The sequence below is a fragment of the Lentzea sp. CC55 genome, from assembly GCF_021056325.1.
In the GTDB taxonomy this organism is placed as follows: domain Bacteria; phylum Actinomycetota; class Actinomycetes; order Mycobacteriales; family Pseudonocardiaceae; genus Lentzea; species Lentzea jiangxiensis.
The window spans coordinates 83550-102721 of the sequence record NZ_JAJCXE010000027.1; the positions used below are offsets into that span (position 1 = coordinate 83550).

The 19172-nt window shown below is 70.2% G+C and carries 22 protein-coding genes and 1 pseudogene; 16 read left to right on the forward strand and 7 right to left on the reverse strand.

What is annotated here, in order from left to right:
- Positions 1-45 precede the first annotated feature (45 nt).
- The 4 genes from L6E10_RS23020 to L6E10_RS23035 are packed head-to-tail and all read left to right on the forward strand — an operon-like array spanning position 46 to position 3143.
- Positions 46-456 (forward strand): 6-carboxytetrahydropterin synthase, encoded by a 411-nt coding sequence (locus L6E10_RS23020; RefSeq protein WP_236221744.1) that lies wholly within the window; start codon positions 46-48, stop codon positions 454-456.
- Complete coding sequence (locus L6E10_RS23025) at positions 428-1405, forward strand: glycosyltransferase family 4 protein (RefSeq protein WP_236221604.1); 978 nt, start codon at positions 428-430, stop codon at positions 1403-1405. The genes L6E10_RS23020 and L6E10_RS23025 overlap by 29 nt, the downstream gene beginning before the upstream one ends.
- Entirely contained in the window at positions 1402-2181 is a 780-nt protein-coding gene (locus tag L6E10_RS23030) for a class I SAM-dependent methyltransferase (protein ID WP_236221605.1), read from the forward strand. Before L6E10_RS23025 ends, L6E10_RS23030 begins: the two co-directional genes overlap by 4 nt.
- Complete coding sequence (locus L6E10_RS23035; protein WP_236221606.1) at positions 2181-3143, forward strand: lysylphosphatidylglycerol synthase transmembrane domain-containing protein; 963 nt, start codon at positions 2181-2183, stop codon at positions 3141-3143. Before L6E10_RS23030 ends, L6E10_RS23035 begins: the two co-directional genes overlap by 1 nt.
- On the opposite strand, the gene L6E10_RS23040 is transcribed toward L6E10_RS23035, so the two are convergent.
- Positions 3057-3749: a creatininase family protein gene (locus L6E10_RS23040; protein ID WP_236221607.1), complete on the reverse strand. Its 693-nt coding sequence runs from the start codon at positions 3747-3749 to the stop codon at positions 3057-3059. The two genes, L6E10_RS23035 and L6E10_RS23040, sit on opposite strands and share 87 nt — an antisense overlap.
- Entirely contained in the window at positions 3736-4719 is a 984-nt protein-coding gene (locus L6E10_RS23045; RefSeq protein WP_236221608.1) for a zinc-binding alcohol dehydrogenase, read from the reverse strand. Before L6E10_RS23045 ends, L6E10_RS23040 begins: the two co-directional genes overlap by 14 nt.
- A 39-nt stretch (positions 4720-4758) precedes the next feature.
- On the opposite strand from L6E10_RS23045, the gene L6E10_RS23050 reads away from it, so the two are divergent.
- Both L6E10_RS23050 and L6E10_RS23055 read left to right on the forward strand, forming a co-directional pair.
- Complete coding sequence (locus tag L6E10_RS23050; RefSeq protein WP_236221609.1) at positions 4759-5493, forward strand: CDP-alcohol phosphatidyltransferase family protein; 735 nt, start codon at positions 4759-4761, stop codon at positions 5491-5493.
- Complete coding sequence (locus L6E10_RS23055) at positions 5486-5890, forward strand: DoxX family protein (protein ID WP_236221610.1); 405 nt, start codon at positions 5486-5488, stop codon at positions 5888-5890. The genes L6E10_RS23050 and L6E10_RS23055 overlap by 8 nt, the downstream gene beginning before the upstream one ends.
- Here L6E10_RS23055 and L6E10_RS23060 read toward each other — a convergent pair.
- On the reverse strand, positions 5868-6533 hold the full coding sequence (locus L6E10_RS23060; protein ID WP_236221611.1) for a dihydrofolate reductase family protein: 666 nt from the start codon (positions 6531-6533) through the stop codon (positions 5868-5870). The two genes, L6E10_RS23055 and L6E10_RS23060, sit on opposite strands and share 23 nt — an antisense overlap.
- 83 nt (positions 6534-6616) lie before the next feature.
- On the opposite strand from L6E10_RS23060, the gene L6E10_RS23065 reads away from it, so the two are divergent.
- A complete protein-coding gene (locus tag L6E10_RS23065) occupies positions 6617-8191 on the forward strand; it encodes a sulfatase-like hydrolase/transferase (protein ID WP_236221745.1) in 1575 nt (524 codons plus the stop codon).
- Here the strand turns inward: L6E10_RS23065 and L6E10_RS23070 are convergent, their stop codons facing one another.
- Both L6E10_RS23070 and L6E10_RS23075 read right to left on the reverse strand, forming a co-directional pair.
- Entirely contained in the window at positions 8192-8704 is a 513-nt protein-coding gene (locus L6E10_RS23070; protein ID WP_236221612.1) for a DinB family protein, read from the reverse strand.
- Positions 8705-8868: 164 nt separating this feature from the next.
- Complete coding sequence (locus L6E10_RS23075) at positions 8869-9057, reverse strand: hypothetical protein (RefSeq protein ID WP_236221613.1); 189 nt, start codon at positions 9055-9057, stop codon at positions 8869-8871.
- A 114-nt stretch (positions 9058-9171) separates the two neighbouring features.
- On the opposite strand from L6E10_RS23075, the gene L6E10_RS23080 reads away from it, so the two are divergent.
- From L6E10_RS23080 to L6E10_RS23095, 4 genes are read left to right on the forward strand one after another with little or no spacing between them, the layout of a single operon-like run.
- Positions 9172-9729, forward strand: coding sequence for a DinB family protein (locus L6E10_RS23080; protein ID WP_236221614.1), 558 nt, complete (start codon positions 9172-9174; stop codon positions 9727-9729).
- A gap of 59 nt (positions 9730-9788) precedes the next feature.
- A complete protein-coding gene (locus tag L6E10_RS23085; protein WP_236221615.1) occupies positions 9789-10283 on the forward strand; it encodes a phosphatase PAP2 family protein in 495 nt (164 codons plus the stop codon).
- A gap of 8 nt (positions 10284-10291) precedes the next feature.
- Entirely contained in the window at positions 10292-11671 is a 1380-nt protein-coding gene (locus L6E10_RS23090; protein ID WP_236221616.1) for a sensor histidine kinase, read from the forward strand.
- A complete protein-coding gene (locus L6E10_RS23095) occupies positions 11668-12318 on the forward strand; it encodes a response regulator transcription factor (protein WP_236221617.1) in 651 nt (216 codons plus the stop codon). Before L6E10_RS23090 ends, L6E10_RS23095 begins: the two co-directional genes overlap by 4 nt.
- Before the next feature lie 6 nt (positions 12319-12324).
- Here L6E10_RS23095 and L6E10_RS23100 read toward each other — a convergent pair whose 3' ends face one another.
- Both L6E10_RS23100 and L6E10_RS23105 read right to left on the reverse strand, forming a co-directional pair.
- Positions 12325-13905 (reverse strand): cation acetate symporter, encoded by a 1581-nt coding sequence (locus L6E10_RS23100; protein WP_236221618.1) that lies wholly within the window; start codon positions 13903-13905, stop codon positions 12325-12327.
- 3 nt (positions 13906-13908) lie between these two features.
- Positions 13909-14325, reverse strand: coding sequence for a DUF485 domain-containing protein (locus L6E10_RS23105; RefSeq protein ID WP_236221619.1), 417 nt, complete (start codon positions 14323-14325; stop codon positions 13909-13911).
- A gap of 274 nt (positions 14326-14599) precedes the next feature.
- On the opposite strand from L6E10_RS23105, the pseudogene L6E10_RS23110 reads away from it, so the two are divergent.
- The 5 genes and pseudogenes from L6E10_RS23110 to L6E10_RS23125 all read left to right on the forward strand — a co-directional run.
- Positions 14600-15913, forward strand: a pseudogene (locus L6E10_RS23110) (OFA family MFS transporter); the annotation flags it as partial.
- Positions 15914-16035: 122 nt separating this feature from the next.
- On the forward strand, positions 16036-16161 hold the full coding sequence (locus tag L6E10_RS40430; RefSeq protein ID WP_275676943.1) for a hypothetical protein: 126 nt from the start codon (positions 16036-16038) through the stop codon (positions 16159-16161).
- The gene (locus L6E10_RS23115) at positions 16161-18239 is read left to right on the forward strand and encodes a nitrate- and nitrite sensing domain-containing protein (RefSeq protein WP_236221621.1); all 2079 of its coding nucleotides are present in this window, start codon (positions 16161-16163) and stop codon (positions 18237-18239) included. Before L6E10_RS40430 ends, L6E10_RS23115 begins: the two co-directional genes overlap by 1 nt.
- Positions 18236-18634 carry a roadblock/LC7 domain-containing protein gene (locus L6E10_RS23120; protein ID WP_090098471.1) on the forward strand — a complete coding sequence of 133 codons (399 nt, stop codon included), beginning with the start codon at positions 18236-18238 and terminating at the stop codon, positions 18632-18634. Before L6E10_RS23115 ends, L6E10_RS23120 begins: the two co-directional genes overlap by 4 nt.
- Complete coding sequence (locus tag L6E10_RS23125; RefSeq protein WP_236221622.1) at positions 18631-19167, forward strand: DUF742 domain-containing protein; 537 nt, start codon at positions 18631-18633, stop codon at positions 19165-19167. Before L6E10_RS23120 ends, L6E10_RS23125 begins: the two co-directional genes overlap by 4 nt.
- The last annotated feature ends 5 nt before the right edge of the window (positions 19168-19172 follow it).

A 19172-nucleotide genomic window follows, 5' to 3' on the forward strand; every position in this document is an offset into this window, starting at 1 on the left:
CGGATGGAGGTCGCACCGTAACCCGACCGCACAGCGGAGGTCATCCTGTTCAGCATCACCGTTCGCGATCACGTGATGATCGCCCACAGTTTCCGCGGCGAGGTCTTCGGTCCAGCGCAACGTCTGCATGGAGCAACGTTCCTGGTGGACGCAACGTTCAAACGCGCTGAACTCGATTCCGACAACATCGTCGTCGACATCGGACTCGCGACGCAGGAGCTGGGCAAGGTCCTGGCCGTGTTCAACTACCGCAACCTGGACGAGGAACCGCAGTTCGCGGGCATCAACACGTCCACGGAGTGGCTCGCGAAGCACATCGCCGACCAGCTCGCGGAGAAGATCTCCGAGGGTGCTCTAGGTGAGGGCGCTCACGGGATCGATGCGATCGCCGTCACACTCCACGAGTCGCACGTGGCGTGGGCGAGCTATGAACGTGCGCTTCGTCCTGCCGGCTGACGTCGGCGATCCGGCCGGTCCCAGCGGCGGCAACGTCTACGACCTCCGCGTGAGCGCGGGGATGGAGCTGTTGACCGTCGCTGGTGACTGGCCGCGTCCGTCCGACCCCACCGCGCTGGAGCAAACGTTTGCGCGGATTCCGGACGGAGAGGTCGTCCTCCTCGACGGCCTGGTGGGCTGCGGTCTGCCCGAGGTGGTCGTCCCGCACGCCCGGCGGCTGCGGCTCGCCGTCCTCGTGCACCTGCCGCTGGCCGACGAGACCGGGCTCGACCCGGCGACGGCCGCACTCCTGGACGAGAAGGAGGGCCAGGTCCTGCGGGCCGCGAGCGCCGTGATCGCGACCAGTCCCACGGCCGCGCGCGAGATCCGGGCCAGGCACGGGCTCGGGCACGTCCACGTCGTCGTGCCGGGCACCGATCCGGCGCCGGTCGCCACGGGTACCGACGGCGTGCACCACCTGCTCTGCGTCGCGTCCATCACACCCCGCAAAGGCCACGACGTGCTGCTCAGGGCGTTGCGGAGGATCGACCGCGACTGGCGGCTGACCTGCGTCGGCCCGCACCGGCCGTTCCTGGGCGAACTCCCGCCCGACGAGCGCGTCAGCTTCCCCGGACCACTCGCCGGCGAGGCGCTGACCAGCGCTTACCTCCAGGCCGACCTGTTCGTGCTGGCCTCCCGCGCCGAGACCTACGGCATGGTGGTCACCGAGGCGCTCGCGCACGGTCTGCCGGTCATCGCGAGCGCTGTCCCGGACGCACTCGGCGACGGCGGTCTGCTCGTTCCCGCCGGGGACGAAAACGCGTGGGAAGCTGCACTGACGCGCTGGTTCCAAGATCAGGAACTCCGCTCGGGGCTGCGGGCCAGGGCGCTCGCCAGAAGAGCCGTCCTGTCCACTTGGGACGAATCCACAGAGGACCTGCGGAGGGTGCTGGCTACTCTGCGGGCATGACCTTCGCCCCGGAATGGCTGGCACTGCGGGAAAGCGCCGACGCCCAGGCGCGCTCGACCGAGCTCGTGGAGACCCTCCGCGAAACTCTGGTGAACCGAAACCCCCTGACGATCCGTGACCTCGGTTGTGGAACGGGATCGATGGGTCGGTGGCTCGCCGGGCGGCTCGGCGGCGTGCAGCACTGGGTGCTGCACGACCGCGACCCACGGCTGCTCGGCCTCGCGGAGGCCGGCATGAGCGCCTTGGAGAACGTCACCGCCGAGACGCGCGAGGGCGACCTCACGTCTCTGCGGGCCGCCGACCTCGAGGGCTCCGACCTCGTCACCTGCTCCGCGCTGCTGGACCTGCTCACCGCCGAGGAGATGAACGCTCTGGCCGCTGCCTGCGTAGAAGCTCATGTGCCCGCACTGTTCACGCTCTCGGTGGCAGGCCGGATCGAACTCGACCCGGCCGAGCCGCTCGACGCCGCTTTCCAGGACGCGTTCAACGCCCACCAGCGTCGCGTCGTGGACGGGCGTCGTCTGCTCGGACCGGACGCCCCGGCCGTCGCGGAAGAGGCGTTCGCGGCTCTCGGCGCTTCGGTCCGCACGGCGCGGAGCCCCTGGCGCCTGCACGCCGGCGCCCTGCGGTCGGAGTGGCTGAAGGGCTGGGTCGGCGCGGCGGTGGAGCAGGAACCCGCACTCGCCTCCGAGGCGTCCGAGTACCTGCGCCGCAGGTCGACGGCCTCCGCGGTGGTCCACCACGTCGACCTGCTGGCACTACCGGGAGCTGTGTGATGAAGAAGTTCTGGCCGTGGCTGCGCCTGGTGCTGGCGGCGGGGATCCTCCTCGCCCTGGGCCTGCGCCTGGGCACCGGGGCGTTCGTCGACGGACTGCGCGCGATCGACGCGTTCTCCGTCGCCGCCGCCCTGGCGATCGGGTTCGTGACGACGGTGCTCAGCGCGGGTCGCTGGGTCCTCGTCGCGCGCCGCCTCGGCCTGCCGCTGACCCTGCGCACCGCGGTCGGCGACTACTACCGCGCCCAGCTCGTCAACGCCGTGCTGCCCGCGGGCGTGCTCGGCGACGTGCACCGCGCGGTCAACCACGGCCGGGAGTCGGGCGACATCGGACGGGGCGTGCGCGCCGTGTTCTTCGAACGCTTCGCCGGCCAGATGGTGCTCATCGGGATCGGGCTCGCGGTGCTGCTCACGCACCCCGCGCCCGGCCTCGGCCCCGCTCCGGACCCCACCACCGCGGCACTCGTCCTCGCGGGCCTGGTCGTGGCCGTGGTCGCCGGGTGGCGGGTCAAGCCCGTGCGCAGGGCGCTCGTCACCACCCTGGCGGACGGCATCCGGCTGCTCTCGCTGAAGATCTGGCCCGCGGTCGTCGCGCTCTCGGCCGCCGCGGTCGCGGGCTACGTCGCGCTGTTCCTGGTGGCCGCCCGCGCCGCCGGGTCGGACGCCACGACCACCCAGCTCGCGCCGGTCGTCGTGCTGGCACTGCTGATCATGGCGATCCCGGTGAACATCGGCGGGTTCGGCCCGCGCGAGGCGTTCCTGGCGGTGGCGTTCGGCGCCGCCGGTCTGGGCGCCCAGCACGGCTTCACCACGGGCATCGTCTACGGCGTGCTCGCGCTCATCGCGGCCCTGCCCGGCGCGGTCGTGCTCTTCCTCTCACGCCGCGCCAAGACCGAAAAGGGCGGCGTAGTGGCCGAACGACTCGGTCAGACCCGCGAGCAGGAGCTCGCCCTTGCGCGCTGACGCGAGCGAGGGGCGACCGATGACGCCGGACCCGGTGTACGGCGCCAGACCCAGGGTCAGCATGTGCCGCCGGTCCTCCGCCAGGTGGTCGGCGCTGTCGTAGCCGGGACGGATCAGATCGGGGTGGGCGTGCAGCAGGATCGAGGTCTCCAGCTCGCCCGCGTGCATGTCGCTGTACGCCGAGGTCTCGATGCCGGCCTTCTCCCGCGCGAACGCCCAGTCGTCGCGGCCCGGGAAGAGCGCGAGCCCCTCGCCCTCCTGCACGACGTTCGACAGCACGTAGTTGCCGCCGTGGCCGTTGACCAGGACCAGGTTCGTGACACCGGTGCGCCGCAGGGAGTCCGCGATGTCCTCGACCACTGAGATCAGCGTGCGCGCGGTGATGCTGACGGTGCCGGCCCAGTCGGCGTGCTCCTGCGAGCACGAGAACTGCAGCGGCGGCAGCAGCCGGACCGGGTACCGCGCGGCGATCGCCGACGCGATCGTCCACGCGATCACCGAGTCCGTGGCCAGCGGCAGGTGCGGGCCGTGCTGCTCGGTGCTGCCGACCGGGAGCACGGCCACGCGCTGGTCGCGGACGTCGACCGTGGTGTCACTCGGGAACATGGCCCCGACCGTAGTCAATCCGGTGGCACAGCGCCGGAATCGCACCGTCGGCCAGTCCCGGCATCACGTCCGGCAACTCCTCGAACGCGCTGTGTCCCGTGATCAGCGCGTCGAACCTGTCGTCGGCCAGCAGGTCCAGCGCGACGGCCATGCGTTCGGCGTAGGTGCGGTCCGGGCGGCCGACCGCGCCGACCTGGCTGCTGCGGATCGTGAGCCGGCGCGAGTGGAAGAACTCGCCCAGCGGCACGGAGATCTTCCTGTCGCCGTACCAGCTCAGCTCGACGACGCGGCCCTCGGGAGCGAGCAGGTTCAGCGCCGTGGTGAGACCGGCTTCGGTCGCGCTGGCGTGGAAGACGAGGTCGCAGCCGTCGAGGGCGTCGTCCGGCAGGGCGAAGCCGACACCGAGGGCACGGGCGGTCGACTCACGGGCGGGATCGGCGTCCACGAGCTCGACCCGCGCGCCGGGGAACGTCGCGAGCACCGCGGCGATGCTCGACCCGACCATGCCACCACCGACCACCGCGATCCGGTCGCCGACCAGCGGACGCGCGTCCCACACGGCGTTGACCGCGGTCTCCACGGTGCCCGCGAGCACCGCCCGAGCAGCGGGAACGCCGTCCGGAACGGGCGTGACCGCCGATTCGGGCACCACGTAACGGGTCTGGTGCGGGTAGAGGCAGAACACCGTGCGCCCGCGCAGCCGTTCGGGTCCGTGTTCGACGACGCCCACGTTGAGGTACCCGTACTTCACCGGCCACGGGAAGTCGCCCTCCTGGAAGGGAGCCCTCATCACCGAGTACTGGTTCTCCGGCACGCCACCGCGGAAGACGAGCGTCTCCGTGCCGCGGCTGACCCCCGAGAACAGCGTGCGCACCTCGACCTCACCCGGACCCGGTTCGGCCAGCGCGACCCGCCGAACCTCCCCGTTCCCGGATCCGTTGAGCCAAAAGGCACTCGCCGTACGTGTCACTCACAACACCTCCGCCGCGATGTTCGTTAGGGGCACCTGATGATCACACTTCAGCACACCGGGGCACCCGCCGTCGTGCGGGAGCCTGCCGCCTGGGCCCTCGCCCAGGCCCTCCTGCTGGGTGTGGTGGCCGCCACCGCGGGCCTCGGGCCGATGGGCTGGGCCGCGGGTCTCGCCTACGGGTTCGCCACGTGGGCGTTCCTCGGCTACGGCATGCAACGCCACCGCACCAGGTCGCTGGGGCCCGCTGACCGCGTCACGCTGGCCCGCGGCCTGATGGTCGGCGCCGTGACCGCGCTGGTCGCCGACCGCGCCGGGCAGGACGTGCCGGTGGCGCTGGTCGTGACCCTCGCGGCTGTCGCGCTGTCGCTCGACTGGGTGGACGGCCAGGTCGCTCGCCGCACCGGCACCTCGACGGCGCTGGGGGCGAGGTTCGACATGGAGGTCGACGCCTTCCTGATCCTCGTGCTCAGCGCGTACGTCGCCGTGCACATGGGTCCGTGGGTGCTCGCGATCGGCCTCATGCGGTACGTGTTCGTCGCCGCTTCGTGGCGCTTCCGTTGGATGAACGCGCCGCTGCCCGCCAGCTACGCGCGCAAGGTCGTGGCCGCGGTCCAGGGGATCTTCCTGGTCGTGGCGGCGTCGGGGCTCCTGCCGTTCGCGAGCGTGCTCGTCGGTCTCGCGCTGGCGTCGCTGGTGTGGTCGTTCGGTCGCGACGTGCTCTGGCTGTGGACCACCAGCGCTGCCGCGGTGGGACAATCCCGCCATGTCTGAGCAGACCTCTACCGCGGCGAAGGCCGGCAACGTCGTCGTCTGGATCCTGCAGATCGCGCTCGCCGTGCAGTTCTTCCTGAACGGCTACGCCCTGTTCACCGACCAGTTCGTCGCGAAGTTCGACGACATCGGCTTCGGGCAGTGGTTCCGGTACCTCACCGGCGTGCTGGAGATCGCCACCGCGGTCGGCCTGCTCATCCCGCGCATCTGCGGCCTCGCCGCGCTCGCGCTGGCGGGCATCATGGCCGGCGCCGCGCTCACCGAGATGCTCCTCGTGACGAACGGGGGCATCGACGACGCGACGATGCCGCTGGTCTTCATGGTGTGGGCGCTCGTGATCGCGGTCTACCGCCGCGAGCAGATCCTCGGCGCGCTCAGCCTCGTGAAGAGGAAGTGACTTTCGGGAGGTAGCGGAGCACCGCGACGTCCCCGACTTTCGCGACGTCCTCCAGGTGGAATCGGCGTGCCGGTCCACCGGGGAATTCGGCGGGATTCACGAAACGCGGGGCCGTCGCCTGCCCGATCAGCATCGGCGCCACCGCGACGCGGATCTCGTCGGCCAGTCCGGCGCGCAGGAACTCGGTGTGAATGCTCGTGCCGCCTTCGACCATGAGCTTTCCCACGCCCCGCGCCCCGAGGTCGTCCAGGATTTCGGGGAAATCGGTGAAGGTCTTCGTTTCCGCCAGGTGGCCGACGGTCGTCGTCGCGCTCCTCGTGTAGACCAGCCGTTCGCCGCCGCAGTGCCAGAACCGCAGCTCAGGGTCCAGATCGCCGCTCCGCGTGACGGTGACCCGCAGCGGGAACTCGGGCTTTCCGGCCGCGATTCTGCGCTTCCGCCGCTCGTCGCTGTAGACGAGCAGCCGCGCGTTGTCCCGGCGCAACGTCTCGGCGCCGGCCAGAACCGCGTCGGACTCCGCGCGCAGCCTGTCGACGTGGTCGAAGTCCTCGGCGTTGGAAAGCGGAAAGCGTTCCGCGCCGCGATCGTCGATGTGGCCGTCGATGCTGACGGCGACGCTCAGCAGAACGTGCGGGCGAGTCACGAAACCGATGGTAGTGCAGTTGAACCGGGTGCGGGTCGTGCCGCGTTTACCTCATAGGTTCTGAAAGGGGTTTCCCGGTGAAGATGGTGCTGCGGCGGACGGTCACGGTCCTGGCGGGGCTGTTCGTGTTGTTCGTGCTCATCGCACCGAGCGACTTGGAGAAGTTCTCCTTCGAGGCGTTCCTGCGGGTGCCGCTCGAAGGCCTCATCGGCGTGATGGCGCTGGTGCTGCTGCCGGATCGGCTCCGCAGGCCGGTCGCCTTCGCGGGCGGGGTCGCCCTCGGCCTGTTCACGGTCGTGAAGATCATGGACATCGGCTTCGACATGGTGCTGTACCGGCCGTTCGACCTCGTGCTGGACTGGCCGTTGCTGGTGCCCGCCGTCGACTTCGTGGACGTGACGTTCGGCCGCCTGGCCTCCGTGCTGGCCGTCGGGCTCGCGGTGGCCCTGGTCGTCGGCGTCGTGTGGCTGGCCGCGCTTTCGGTGCTGCGCCTCAGTTCCGCGGCCTCGGCACGGCGTCCCGTCGCGGTCCGCGCGGTGGCACTGGTGGCCGTGGCGTGTGTTTCCCTTGCCGTGCCGGGGGTTCCGGTCCACTCCGACGCCGCCGCGACCTCGCTGGCCGACCACGCGCGGCGCGTCCAGGCGGGTCTGCACGACCAGGAGGTGTTCGCGGCGGAGGCTTCGGTCGACGCGTACCGCGGCCACCCCGGACTGCTGTCCTCGTTGCAGGGCAAGGACGTCGTCTTCACGTTCGTGGAGAGCTACGGCAGGTCCGCTCTCGACATGCCCGGCGTGGCGGCCAAGCTCGCCGACGGCAACGCGCGTCTGGAGGCGGCGGGGTACACGGCCAAATCCGCCTACCTGACCTCGCCGACCGCCGGTGGGGGCAGCTGGATGGCGCAGGCGACGCTGCTGTCCGGGCTGTGGATCGACAACCAGCAGCGCTACCGCAACCTGGTGGCGTCCGACCGCCTCACGCTGCCGCGGGCGTTCCGCGAGGCGTCGTGGCGGTCCGTCGGTGTGGTCCCCGGCATCACGCAGGCGTGGCCGGAAGGTGACTTCTTCCACTACGACGAGATCTACGCCGCCCAGGACCTCGGGTACCGGGGGCCGCGGTTCGGCTACGCGACCACCCCGGACCAGTTCACCCTGGAGTCGTTCCAGCGGAACGTCCGTTCGAAGCAGCACGGCCCGGTGATGGCGGCGATCCCCATGGTGTCCTCGCACGCGCCCTGGTCGCCTACGCCGGACTTCGTCGGCTGGGAGGAGCTGGGCGACGGCTCGGTCTACTCGACCATGCCCGCCTCGGACGACCCGCCGGAGTCGATCTTCGGCCGCGACCCGGCCGCCGTGCGCGCCGACTACGCGCACTCCGTCTCGTACTCGCTGGAGTCGGTGATCTCGTACCTGGAGACCTACGGCGACGAGAACCTCGTCTTCGTGTTCCTGGGGGACCACCAGCCCGCGCAGGTGGTGACGGGCGAGGGAGCGTCGCGGGACGTGCCGATCACCGTCGTCGCCCGGGACCCCGCCGTGTTGCAGCGGGTCGAGGGCTGGGGGTGGGACGACGGCATCAGGCCGGGAACGTCGGCCCCGGTGTCGCGCATGAGCGACTTCCGGGACCAGTTCCTCTCGGCCTTCAGCCCGCCCCGGCCCTGATCAGCCCATCGTCTTCTGGCCGTCGATCGTCTCGCGGATGATGTCCGCGTGGCCCGCGTGCTGCGAGGTCTCCGCGACGATGTGCACGAACACGCGCCGCGCCGACCGCGTCTTGCCCTCCGGGAACCACGGCGCGGACGGCAGCGGGTGCGAGAGGTCCAGGTCGACCGTCTCGACCAGCTTGTCGGTGTACGCCGCGACCTCGTCGTAGCGGGAGAGGATGCTCTCCAGCGTCTCGCCCGGCTCCATCCGGAAGTTGCGCTGGTGGTGCTCGACGGACTCCGGGTCGAACTCCATCGCGGACGGGCCGTGCTCGACGAACCTGACCCAGCCCTCCTCGACCGCGGCGACGTGCTTGATCAGGCCGCCGATGCTCAGCGCGCTCGCGGTCGGGCTCGACGCCGCCTGCTCGTCGGTCAGCCCCTGCGCGGTGAACCTCAGGAACCAGCGGTGCTGCCGCAGGGTCTCGAGGAGGTCCGCGCGCTCGCCGGTGAGGGTCTCGGTGGTGGTCATTGCTTCTGTCCTCCGCAACTTTTGTCCTACACGGAGGACTCTAGGATCACTTGAGGCCAGGTTGTGTCCTAGACGAACGGCCGCTCCAGTGAATTTCGAGCTGCGTTCGAGCGATCTTGCGGTGACCTGATGTCACTCTCCGTGAGTCAGTCGGACGAGACGAATCACCTGTCCAGGTAACCGTCGTCCGGGCGGTCCACGCGGCCGCCGCCGTCCTCGGTCTCCTCGATGTGCATCGCGGTCTCCTCCGGCGCGGTCACGTGCCCACCGGCCTCCTCGACCGCGACCGCGTCCGGCTCGTCGTCGACGGGCTCGCCGCCACCCAGCGGGGTCGTGAACTGGTGCTCAGTCATGCCCTCGTGTTTCCGGCGAACCGGGCGCGCAAACGTCGGCGGACCGCGCGACCGCCGCGGGAGGTCGTGGCGGAACCGGAGGACGTCGTCGCGCGACGACGCTAGGGTCGAGCCATGATCGCCGAGGACCTCCAGCGCTACCTCCAGGCCTCCCGCGACTCGGTGCTGTCCTCTTTGGACGGCCTGGGCGAGTACGACGTGCGCCGCCCGCTCGTTCCCAGCGGCACCAACCTGCTCGGCCTGGTGAAGCACCTGGTCGGCATCGAGTTCGGCTACCTCGGCGACTCCGTGGGCCGTCCCGCACCCGTGGTGCTGCCGTGGAACGACGGGTCGGTCTGGGAGAACGGCGACATGTGGGCCAAGCCCACCGAGAGCCGCGAGTACCTCGTCGGCCTCTACCGCGAGGCCTGGCGGCACACGGACGCCTCCATCGCGGAGCTGCCGCTGGACGCCCCGGCGTCGGTGCCGTGGTGGGCGGAGCACAAGCGCGAGACGACGTTCGGGCACCTGCTGGTCCGCGTCGTGGCGGAGACCGCGCAGCACGCCGGGCACTGCGACGTCGTGCGGGAGCTCGTCGACGGGCGGTCCGGCGCGGACAACCCCGACGGCTACTACGACCTGGTCCTGCGCATGGCCGGAGCGCCGGGCACGGACACCCCTGTCGAAAGTTAGTGCCGATCGGTTCCGATGGGCAGGGGCGCGCCGGCCGGGACCTTCGTAGTTTCGGCTGGGTGACTTGGCTGACTGTGGGCACCGACGCGGTGCTCGGTGTGTTCGCGGTGATGTTCGCGCTGCTGTGGTTGCGGCACCGGCTCAGGGCGTTCCTCGCCGGAGCGGGTGTCGTGGTGGCCTACGCGATCAGCGAGGTCGTCAAGCTGGTCGTGCGGGAGGAACGGCCGTGCCGCACGGCGCCGTCGATCGCGGAGTGTCCGGCGCCGGGCGACTGGTCGTTCCCCAGCAACCACTCGGTGATCGCGGGTGCCTCGGCGATGGCGATCTGGGCGCTGCACAGGACCTACGGCTGGATCGCCGCGGTGTGCGCGATCGCGGCGGCTGCCTCCCGCGTCGTCGTGGGTGTCCACTACGTACACGACGTCATGGCAGGGCTGGCGCTCGGAGCGTTGGTGTCGTGGGGGATCGCGGTGCTGCTGGCGAAGAGGCTGCCGGTTCGGCAACGGCGTGAGGAGGCGGAGGCGCCGACCGTGGTGCTGCAGCGACTGCGATGATGGGCGCCGTGTGGGAGGTCCTGCTCTACCTGCTCCTGTTCGTCCTGGCGTTCGTACTCGTGCGCACCCGTCCCGCGGTCGCTCTCGGCACCGCACTGGGCGCCTGGCTCGTCTGCTACCTCATCAGCGTCGAGTTCGACGTCAGGGTGGTGGCGCTCGCTCCCGCACTCGCGCTGCTCAGCTTCCTCGCGGGCCGGCACGCCGCCGATCCGCGGCCCACGGCGATCGCGCTGACCGTGGCCGAGGTCGCCGGTGTCGTCGTCGCCCTGACCGAGCGCGGGGGTTCGGACACCGCGCTCGCCGTCACCTCCGGCGTCGGTGTGCTCGGCGTGGTGCCGTGGGCGTTCGGGCGGTTCCGGCGCCGGTTCGCCGAGCTGCGCGAGGTCGGCTGGGAACACGCGGCACTGCTGGAGCGCGACGTCGACAACGCGCGCAACTCCGAACGCGCACGCCTTGCCGGCGAGATGCACGACCTCGTCGGACACGAGCTCGCCAGGGCCGCGCTCCTCGTCGGCGCGCTGGAACTGGAACCGACGCTCACGGCACCGCAGCGCGAGGCGGCCAGGACCGCGAGGGCGAGCGTCACGGCCGCGGCGGAACGGCTGGCCGACGTCATGCAGGTGCTGCGCGCCGACGAGGACGAGCCCGTGGCGACGATCGAGGAGGTCGTCGCCAGGAGCGGGCTCGACGTCGAGCTCACCAACAACCGCAGGACCGCGATCGACGGCATCATCGCGAGGACCGTGCACCGGGTGGTCGCCGAGGCGCTGACGAACGTGATCAAGCACGCCCCCGGCGCGGAGGTCGCCGTGACCCTCACCGCGAACCTCGAGCTGCGGATCACCAACGGCCCGGCCCCGAAGACCCAGGCGGTCGGCAGCGGCAAGGGACTGGTGGGCCTCGCCGAACGCGTCGCGCTCGTCGGCGGCTGGTTCGAGGCGGCACCGTCCGACGACGGCGGCTTCGAGGTCAGGGCCAAGCTCCCGGAACGGCCGCGAGCGAGGACGACGCCCACCCACGTGCGCCGCGAACGCACGGAGGAGGAGATCCGCAAGAGCGCTCGCAGGACAGTGCTGATCACGTCGGTCGTGTGCGCCGGCATCGCGATCGGCGTGCCGGGCTACATGGTGTTCGACGCCGTGACGTCCGTGCTCACACCGCACCAGTTCGAGCGGGCAGAACTCGGGCAACGCGAGGACGACCTCGACCTGCCGCTGCGCACCCGCGTCGACAACCCGCTCGGCGTCACCGCGCCCCCCGGCACCGAGTGCCGCTACTACAGCACGCACCCCAACCCGTTCGACGGCGACCGCCACGACCTGCACCAGCTGTGCTTCCGGGATGATCGGCTCGTGTCGAAGCAGTGGCTCGCGAGGAGGACCGGGTGATCAGGGTCGTGCTCGCCGACGACGAACCGGTGGTCAGGTTCGGCGTCAAGGCCGTCCTCGCGACGGCGGGGGACGTCGAGGTGGTCGCGGAGGCGGAGAACGGCAGCGAGGTCATCGACAAGGTGGCCCGGCATCGGCCGGACGTCGCCGTGCTCGACATCCGCATGCCCGTGCTGGACGGGCTGGACGCGGCGAAAGTGATCCGCGAGTGCCATCCGGGCACGAAGACGCTGGTGCTGACGACGTTCGCCGACGACTCCTACATCAGCCGGGCGCTGGGGGAGGGCGCGGCGGGGTTCGTGCTGAAGACCGGCGACCCGCAGGAGATCATCTCGGGCGTCCGCGCCGTCGCGGGCGGTGGGGCGTTCCTGTCCCCGCTGGTCGCCAAGCGGGTCGTCGACCAGCTGTCCCGCGCCCACCCCCGGCCGCTCGCGGCCCGGCGCATCGAGGTCCTGACCGCGCGGGAGCGCGAGGTGCTCGGGCTCCTCGGCGCCGGGCTGTCGAACGCGGAGATCGCGGCACGCCTGCACGTCGTCGAGGGCACGGTGAAGGTCTACGTGAGCACGATCTTCCGCCAGCTCGGGGTGAAGAACCGGGTGCAGGCGGCGATCATCGCCCACGAGTCGGGGATCATCCCGGCGAGCTGACCCCGGTCAGGTGCGGACGCCGATGCCCGAGATCGCCCGGACCTCCATCTCGGCGGCCTTGGCGTCGAGCTCCGGCTCCCGCTTCGAGAAGACCGTCGCCAGGAACCCGCACAGGAACGAGAACGGGATCGAGACGAGGCCCGGGTTGCCGAGCGGGAACCACGCGAAGTCGACGTCCGGGAAGATCGACGTCTTCGCGCCGGACATCACCGGCGAGAAGATGATCAACACCAGGCACGAGCCCAGGCCGCCGTAGATGCTCCACAGCGTGCCGGTGGTGTTGAAGCGCCGCCAGAAGATCGTGTAGAGGATCGTCGACAGGTTCGCGGACGCCGCCAGCGCCAGTGCCAGCGACACGAGGAACGCGACGTTCTGGCCGTTCGCCGCGATGCCGCCGATGATCGACAGGATGCCGACGACGACGGCGGTCAGCCGTGCGACCCGGATCTCCCTGCGGGGTTCGACGTTGCCGCGCTTGATGACGTTCGCGTAGACGTCGTGGGCGAACGAGGCGGAGGCCGCCAGGGTCAGGCCCGCGACGACGGCGAGGATCGTGGCGAACGCCACCGCGGAGACGATGCCGAGCAGCACCGCGCCACCGATCTCGAACGCCAGCAGCGGTGCGGCGGAGTTCTCGCCACCCGGTGCCGCGGCGATCTTGTCCGAGCCGACCAGCGCCATCGCGCCGAAGCCGATCACCAGCGTGCACAGGTAGAAGATGACCATCGTCCACGTGGCCCACACGACCGAACGGCGCGCCTCGGCGGCGTTCGGCACCGTGTAGAAGCGCATCAGCACGTGCGGCAGCGACGCGATGCCCAGCACCAGGGAGAGTGCGAGCGAGACGAAGTCCAGTTTGGACATCGCGCTGAAGCCGTACTTCGCGCCGGGGTCGAGAACGGCCTCGCCGAGCGTGTTCATCTCGGTGGCCTGCTGCATGATCGCCGACAGGCTGAAGCCGAACTTGCCGAGCAGGAAGATGCTCATCATCGTCACGCAGAGCAGCAGCAGGACGGCCTTGATGATCTGCACCCAGGTCGTGCCCTTCATGCCCCCGACCAGCACGTAGAGCACCATGATCATGCCGACCAGGGCGATCAGCACCGCCTGGCCCCACTTCGAGGTCACGTTGAGCAGCAGCGCGATCAGGCCGCCGGCGCCCGCCATCTGCGCGATCATGTAGAAGAACGAGATCACCAGGGTCGCGTTCGCCGCGGCGGCGCGGACCGGGCGCTGCTTCATCCGGAACGCCAGCACGTCGCCGACGGTGAAGCGGCCGGTGTTGCGCAGGCCCTCCGCGATCAGCAGCAGGCCGACGAGCCACGCGACGACCCAGCCGACGGAGTAGAGGAACCCGTCGTAGCCGTGCGCCGCGATGCCGCCGGAGATGCCGAGGAACGACGCGGCGGACAGGAAGTCACCGGACAGCGCCACGCCGTTCTGGGCGCCGGTGAACGAGCTGCCGGCGGCGTAGTAGTCCGACGCGGTCACGTTCCGGCTGGAGACGCGGTAGACGACGTAGAGGGTGATCAGGACGAACACCGCGAAGACGCTGAGGTTCAGCACCGGGTTGCCGGTGGTGGGCATGCCTTACTCCTCGACGCCAATCTTCTCGGCGAGCAATGTGCGCTGCGGGTCCAGCCGTCGCTTCGCGTAACGGGCATAACCGAGCGTGATGATGATCGAAGTCACGAACTGCCCGAGGCCCAGCAGGATTCCCAGGTTGATCACGCCGATCACCTTGGTGCTGACCAGTTCTTTCGCGTACGCGGACAGCAGCACGAAGGTGAGGTAGGACGCGAGGAAAAGGGCGGTCATCGGGAAGATGAACGTCGTGAGCCGACGACGGAGAGTGCGGAATTCGTCGGTCTGCCGAATCAGCTCGAACTTCGGGTTGCCGTCGGAATCCACGTACGACAAAGTCTCGGGGTCGTCGAACGACGCGAAACCCCGGATTTCCCGGTACCCCTGCTGCGCTTCGCCAGGCGACCGGATCGCCTTGGTCATGTACCCCTGCCCCTCGTGTGCGGCGCCCACTGTAGCGCTCTCACGTGTGCAGTCAACGTGACGAAGACCCCGGAAACGGTCCAAACCGGACCGGTGCCGGACTGAATGCCGGGCACTCCATTCGTCTCAAATGGTACGTCTCGTGTCTTGTACCAACAAGAGCTGGAGCGTTGCGCTGCACGCAACACCGAAGCCTTGTGCCTGAACGTTGTCGCACGTGTGCGCCTGGCCTAGGATCGATCGGTCCGCGTTATTGGTGACGGTTGGGGATAAAGTGGGGTTCTTAGCGCGCGAACGCCAAGTCGCGCCTCCCGGATGGAACCGCTGGCTCGTTCCGCCCGCGGCGCTGGCGATTCATCTCTCCATTGGTCAGGCCTACGCCTGGAGCGTCTTCAAGACGCCTCTGGAGAAATCGCTGGGCATCACGGGAACGCAGTCCGCCCTGCCGTTCCAGCTCGGCATCGTGATGCTCGGGCTCTCCGCCGCGGTGCTCGGGACGACGGTCGAGCGCAGGGGCCCGCGCTGGGCGATGCTCATGTCGCTGCTCGCGTTCTGCTCCGGCCTGCTGATCTCCGCGGTCGGCGTGTGGGCCGGCATGTACTGGGTCGTCGTCGTGGGCTACGGCCTCGTCGGCGGCATCGGCCTCGGCATCGGCTACATCTCGCCGGTCTCGACCCTGATCAAGTGGTTCCCCGACCGGCCGGGCATGGCGACCGGCATCGCGATCATGGGTTTCGGCGGCGGTGCGCTGATCGCGTCGCCGTGGTCCACCTCGATGCTGTCGGCGTTCGGCTCCACGACGTCCGGCATCGGCCAGGCCTTCCTCGTGCACGGCATCGCCTACGCGGTCTTCATGAGCCTCGGCGTGCTGCTGATCCGCCTGCCCTCCCCGGAGTTCACCGCGGAGAAGGAGGCGCTGCTCAGGGACAGGCCGAAGGCGGGCGTCGCCCACAACGTCTCCGCGAACAACGCGATCAGGACGCCGCAGTTCTGGCTGCTGTGGGTCGTGCTGTGCTTCAACGTCACCGCGGGCATCGGCATCCTGGAGAAGGCCGCGCCGATGCTGGTCGACTTCTTCAAGGAGTCCTCGACGCCGGTCGCCGCGACGGCCGCCACCGGTTTCGTCGCGCTGCTGTCGGCCGCGAACATGGCCGGCCGGTTCGTCTGGTCGTCCACTTCGGACGTCGTGGGCCGCAAGAACATCTACCGCCTCTACCTCGGCGTCGGCGCGCTGCTCTACCTGGTGCTGCTGACGGTCGGCTCGACCAGCACCCCGCTGTTCGTCATCGCGGCGATGGTGATCCTGTCGTTCTACGGCGCGGGCTTCGCGACCGTTCCGGCGTACCTGCGCGACCTGTTCGGCACCTACCAGGTCGGCGCGATCCACGGCCGCCTGCTCACGGCGTGGTCCGTGGCCGGTGTGCTCGGGCCGCTGATCGTCAACGCCATCGCGGACGCGGGCAAGAAGGCCGGGCACACCGGACCCGACCTGTACGCCACGTCGTTCTACATCATGATCGCGCTGCTGGTCGTCGGCTTCATCGCCAACGAGCTGATCCGCCCGGTCGACCCGAGGTTCCACGAGCCCGAGGCCGCCGTGCGGGCGCAGGAGCCGGCACCCGGCGGTGACGATGACACCGTCGCCAAGTGGAACGAGGCAGAGGCGGCCGACGCCGCCGAGGAGCAGGACGCGGAAGGCGTGGTGAAGAAGTGAGCTCACCCCTGGAGAACCGGTCGAGCACGTTGTTGCTGGTCGGTGCGTGGCTGTGGGTGGGCCTCCCGCTCGCCTACGGCCTGTACCGGCTGTTCCTGAACGCCGCCAAGCTCTTCGTCTGATGTTCGACTCGCTCGTCAACTGGCGAAACTGGCGCCTGCCGGTGAAGCTCGCCGCGGTGTTGATCGTCCCGGTCGCCATCGCGGTGGGTGCCGGCGTGCTGCACATCGGCACGCAGATCGACCGCGCCGACTCCTACTCGGCCCTGCAACGGCTCGTGAAGGTCCGCGCGGCCCTGATCCCCGTGATCGACGGCGTGCAGGAGGAACGGCGCATCGTCGCCGAGGGCGCGGGCCCGCGGGTCCTCGCCGAGCAGGTCAAGCGCACCGACGACGCCCGTGCGGCGTTGCGCGCCCAGATCGCGAAGACCTCGCTCAGCGAGGTCGTCACCGCCCGCATGAACGACGTGCAGGCCGGCATCGGCGACCTGCCGGCGCTGCGCGAGCGGGCGGGCGGCGACGTGCCGGCCGTGATCGGGAGCTACAGCGAGCTCGCCGACTCGTTGCTCGACGTGGACGAGGTCCTGGCGAGCGAGTTCGGCGACGCCGCGCTGCTGCGCACGGCCATGGGCCTGCACCACGTCGTGCACGTGCGGGACCAGGTCCTGTACCAGCAGGCCGTCGTGCTGTCCGGGCTCGCCCGCGGTCAGCTGACCACCGCCGAGGTGCGGTCCCTGGTCGAGTCGAACGTGAAGCTCGGCTACATCGCGGACGAGTTCGCCGCGCTCGCCACGCCGGACCAGATGAAGACCTACGGCAAGAACTTCAGCGGCCCGGACGTCGAGGCGCAGCGCACGATGCTCGCCACCGCGGTGCTGCACCCGACGTCGGACGCGGCGAACACCGGCAGGCCCAGGCAGCAGCCGCTGCCGATCGCGGCAGCGGACTGGAGCAGGGCCTCCGGTGCCGTGGCGGCGGCGATGGGCGGTGTCGTCACCGGTCTGCAGGACGACCTGCGCACCACCGCGGACCGCCTGCGCGACGAGTCGAGCGACGCGGCGGGCACGGCGTCCGCGATCCTGTTCGCCAGCCTGGTCCTGGCCGCCACCGTCGGGTTCGTCGTCGGCCGCTACCTGCTGCGCTCGCTGAACGAGCTGCGCCGCTCCGCCCTCGACGTGGCCTGGGACAAGCTCCCCGAGATGGTCGCGACCGGGCGGGGCAGCACCGACGTCGAGCCGGTGCCGGTGCACACGACCGAGGAGTTCGGCGAGGTGGCGCGCGCGTTCGACGCGGTGCACCAGCAGGCCGTGAAGTCGGTCATCGAGCAGGCGAGCATGCGCGCCAACATGCGCAACATCTTCGTGAACCTCTCGCGCCGCAGCCAGAGCCTCGTCGAACGGCAGCTCAAGCTGATGGAGGAGCTGGAGAAGTACGAGGAGGACCCGGACCAGCTCGCGAACCTGTTCAAGCTCGACCACCTCGCCACCCGCATGCGCCGCAACAACGAGAACCTGATGGTGCTCTCCGGCGGCGACGTGGCGCGCCGGTTCCACAAGCCGATCCCGCTCACCGACGTGCTGCGCGCGGCGGCCGCGGAGATCGAGCAGTACCAGCGGGTGATGGTGCACACGGCGCCCAACGCCGAAGTGGTCGGCTACGTGGCGAGCGACCTCGTCCGGTTGCTGGCCGAACTCCTCGACAACGCAACGGCTTTCTCACCGCCGCACACCCAGGTCGCGATCAGCGCGTCGATCGAGGCCGGCGGCATCGTGGAGATCGACGTCGTCGACCAGGGCATCGGCATCGACCCCGAGGCCCTGGGGGCGGTGAACCACCGCCTGGAGGCCGCGGGCGAGGGCGTGGACGTCCAGGTCTCCCGCGAGATGGGTCTCTTCGTCGTCGGCAGGCTCGCCGCGCGCCACCAGATCGTGGTACGCCTGGATGCGAAACAAGGCAAGGGCACTCGCGCGATCGTGTTGGTTCCCGCCGAACTGGCACCACGACGCGAGGAGTCCTGGGAGTCTTTCCGGGGGGAGGCGATCGATCGGAAGCAGGCGTCGTGGTTCCAGCAGACGTCCGCCGCCGCACCGCCCCCGCCCCCCGCACGCGCACGCCAGACGCCGGAGTCGGCCCGCGGCTTCCTCGACGCGTTCCAGCGAGGAGTGCAGCGCGGCCTCCCCGACCACCAGGAGAGTCGATGAGCACGCAGGTTGACCAGTTCGGCTGGCTGGTCACCAACTTCGCCGAACGCACACCGGGCATCGAGCACGCCGTCGTCATCTCGGCGGACGGGCTGGTGCTGGTCTCGACGTCGAAGCTGCCGGCCCAGGTCGCGCCGCAGTTCGCGGCGATCGTCGCCGGGGTGGTGTCCCTCGCCGAGTCGGCCTCGCAGTGCTTCGCCGGCGAGGCGGTCGTGCGCACCGTCGTCCAGATGGACCGGGGCGTGATGCTGCTGTCCTCGATCAGCGACGGCTCGGTCCTCGCCGTGCTGGCCTCGTCGTCGGCGGACGTCGCGCAGGTGGCGTACGAGATGACGGTCGTCGTGCGGCAGGTGGGCCAGCTGCTCACGCCCGAGCTGCGGGCCGAGCTGGCATGAGCGGGGACTCCGGCGACCAGGTCAGCTTCGGCGACCTGATCAGCGGGTTCAGCTTCGACAGCGAACGGATCCGCAAGCGCGGCAAGAAGAACAAGGCGGAGCAGCGGGCCCCGGAACCCCTGCGCGAACCGGACCCGTACGCCACCACGGCGTTCGAACCGGTCCCGCCGCTGCCGTCGGTCGAGACGAGCGTCGAGACGTCGTCCTCGATCGTGCGGGCCTACGCGTGGACCGGTGGCCGCACCACCTCCGACGTGCACCTGGAGATCGAGACCCTGGTCTCGGTGAACGAGTTCTCGGCCACCGCCGTGCGTCCCGAGCACCAGGACGTGCTGGCGCTGTGCGTGCAACCGCGCTCGGTGGCGGAGATCGCCGCCCTGCGCGGCCTGCCGCTCGGCGTCACGAAGGTGCTGCTCGGGGACATGGCGGGGCACGGGCTGGTCGACGTGCACCGGACCGCGTCGTCGTACGGCGGGGACAGGCCGGACGGGGTGCTGCTGGAGCGGGTGCTGGCGGGGTTGCGCCGGCTGTAGGGCCC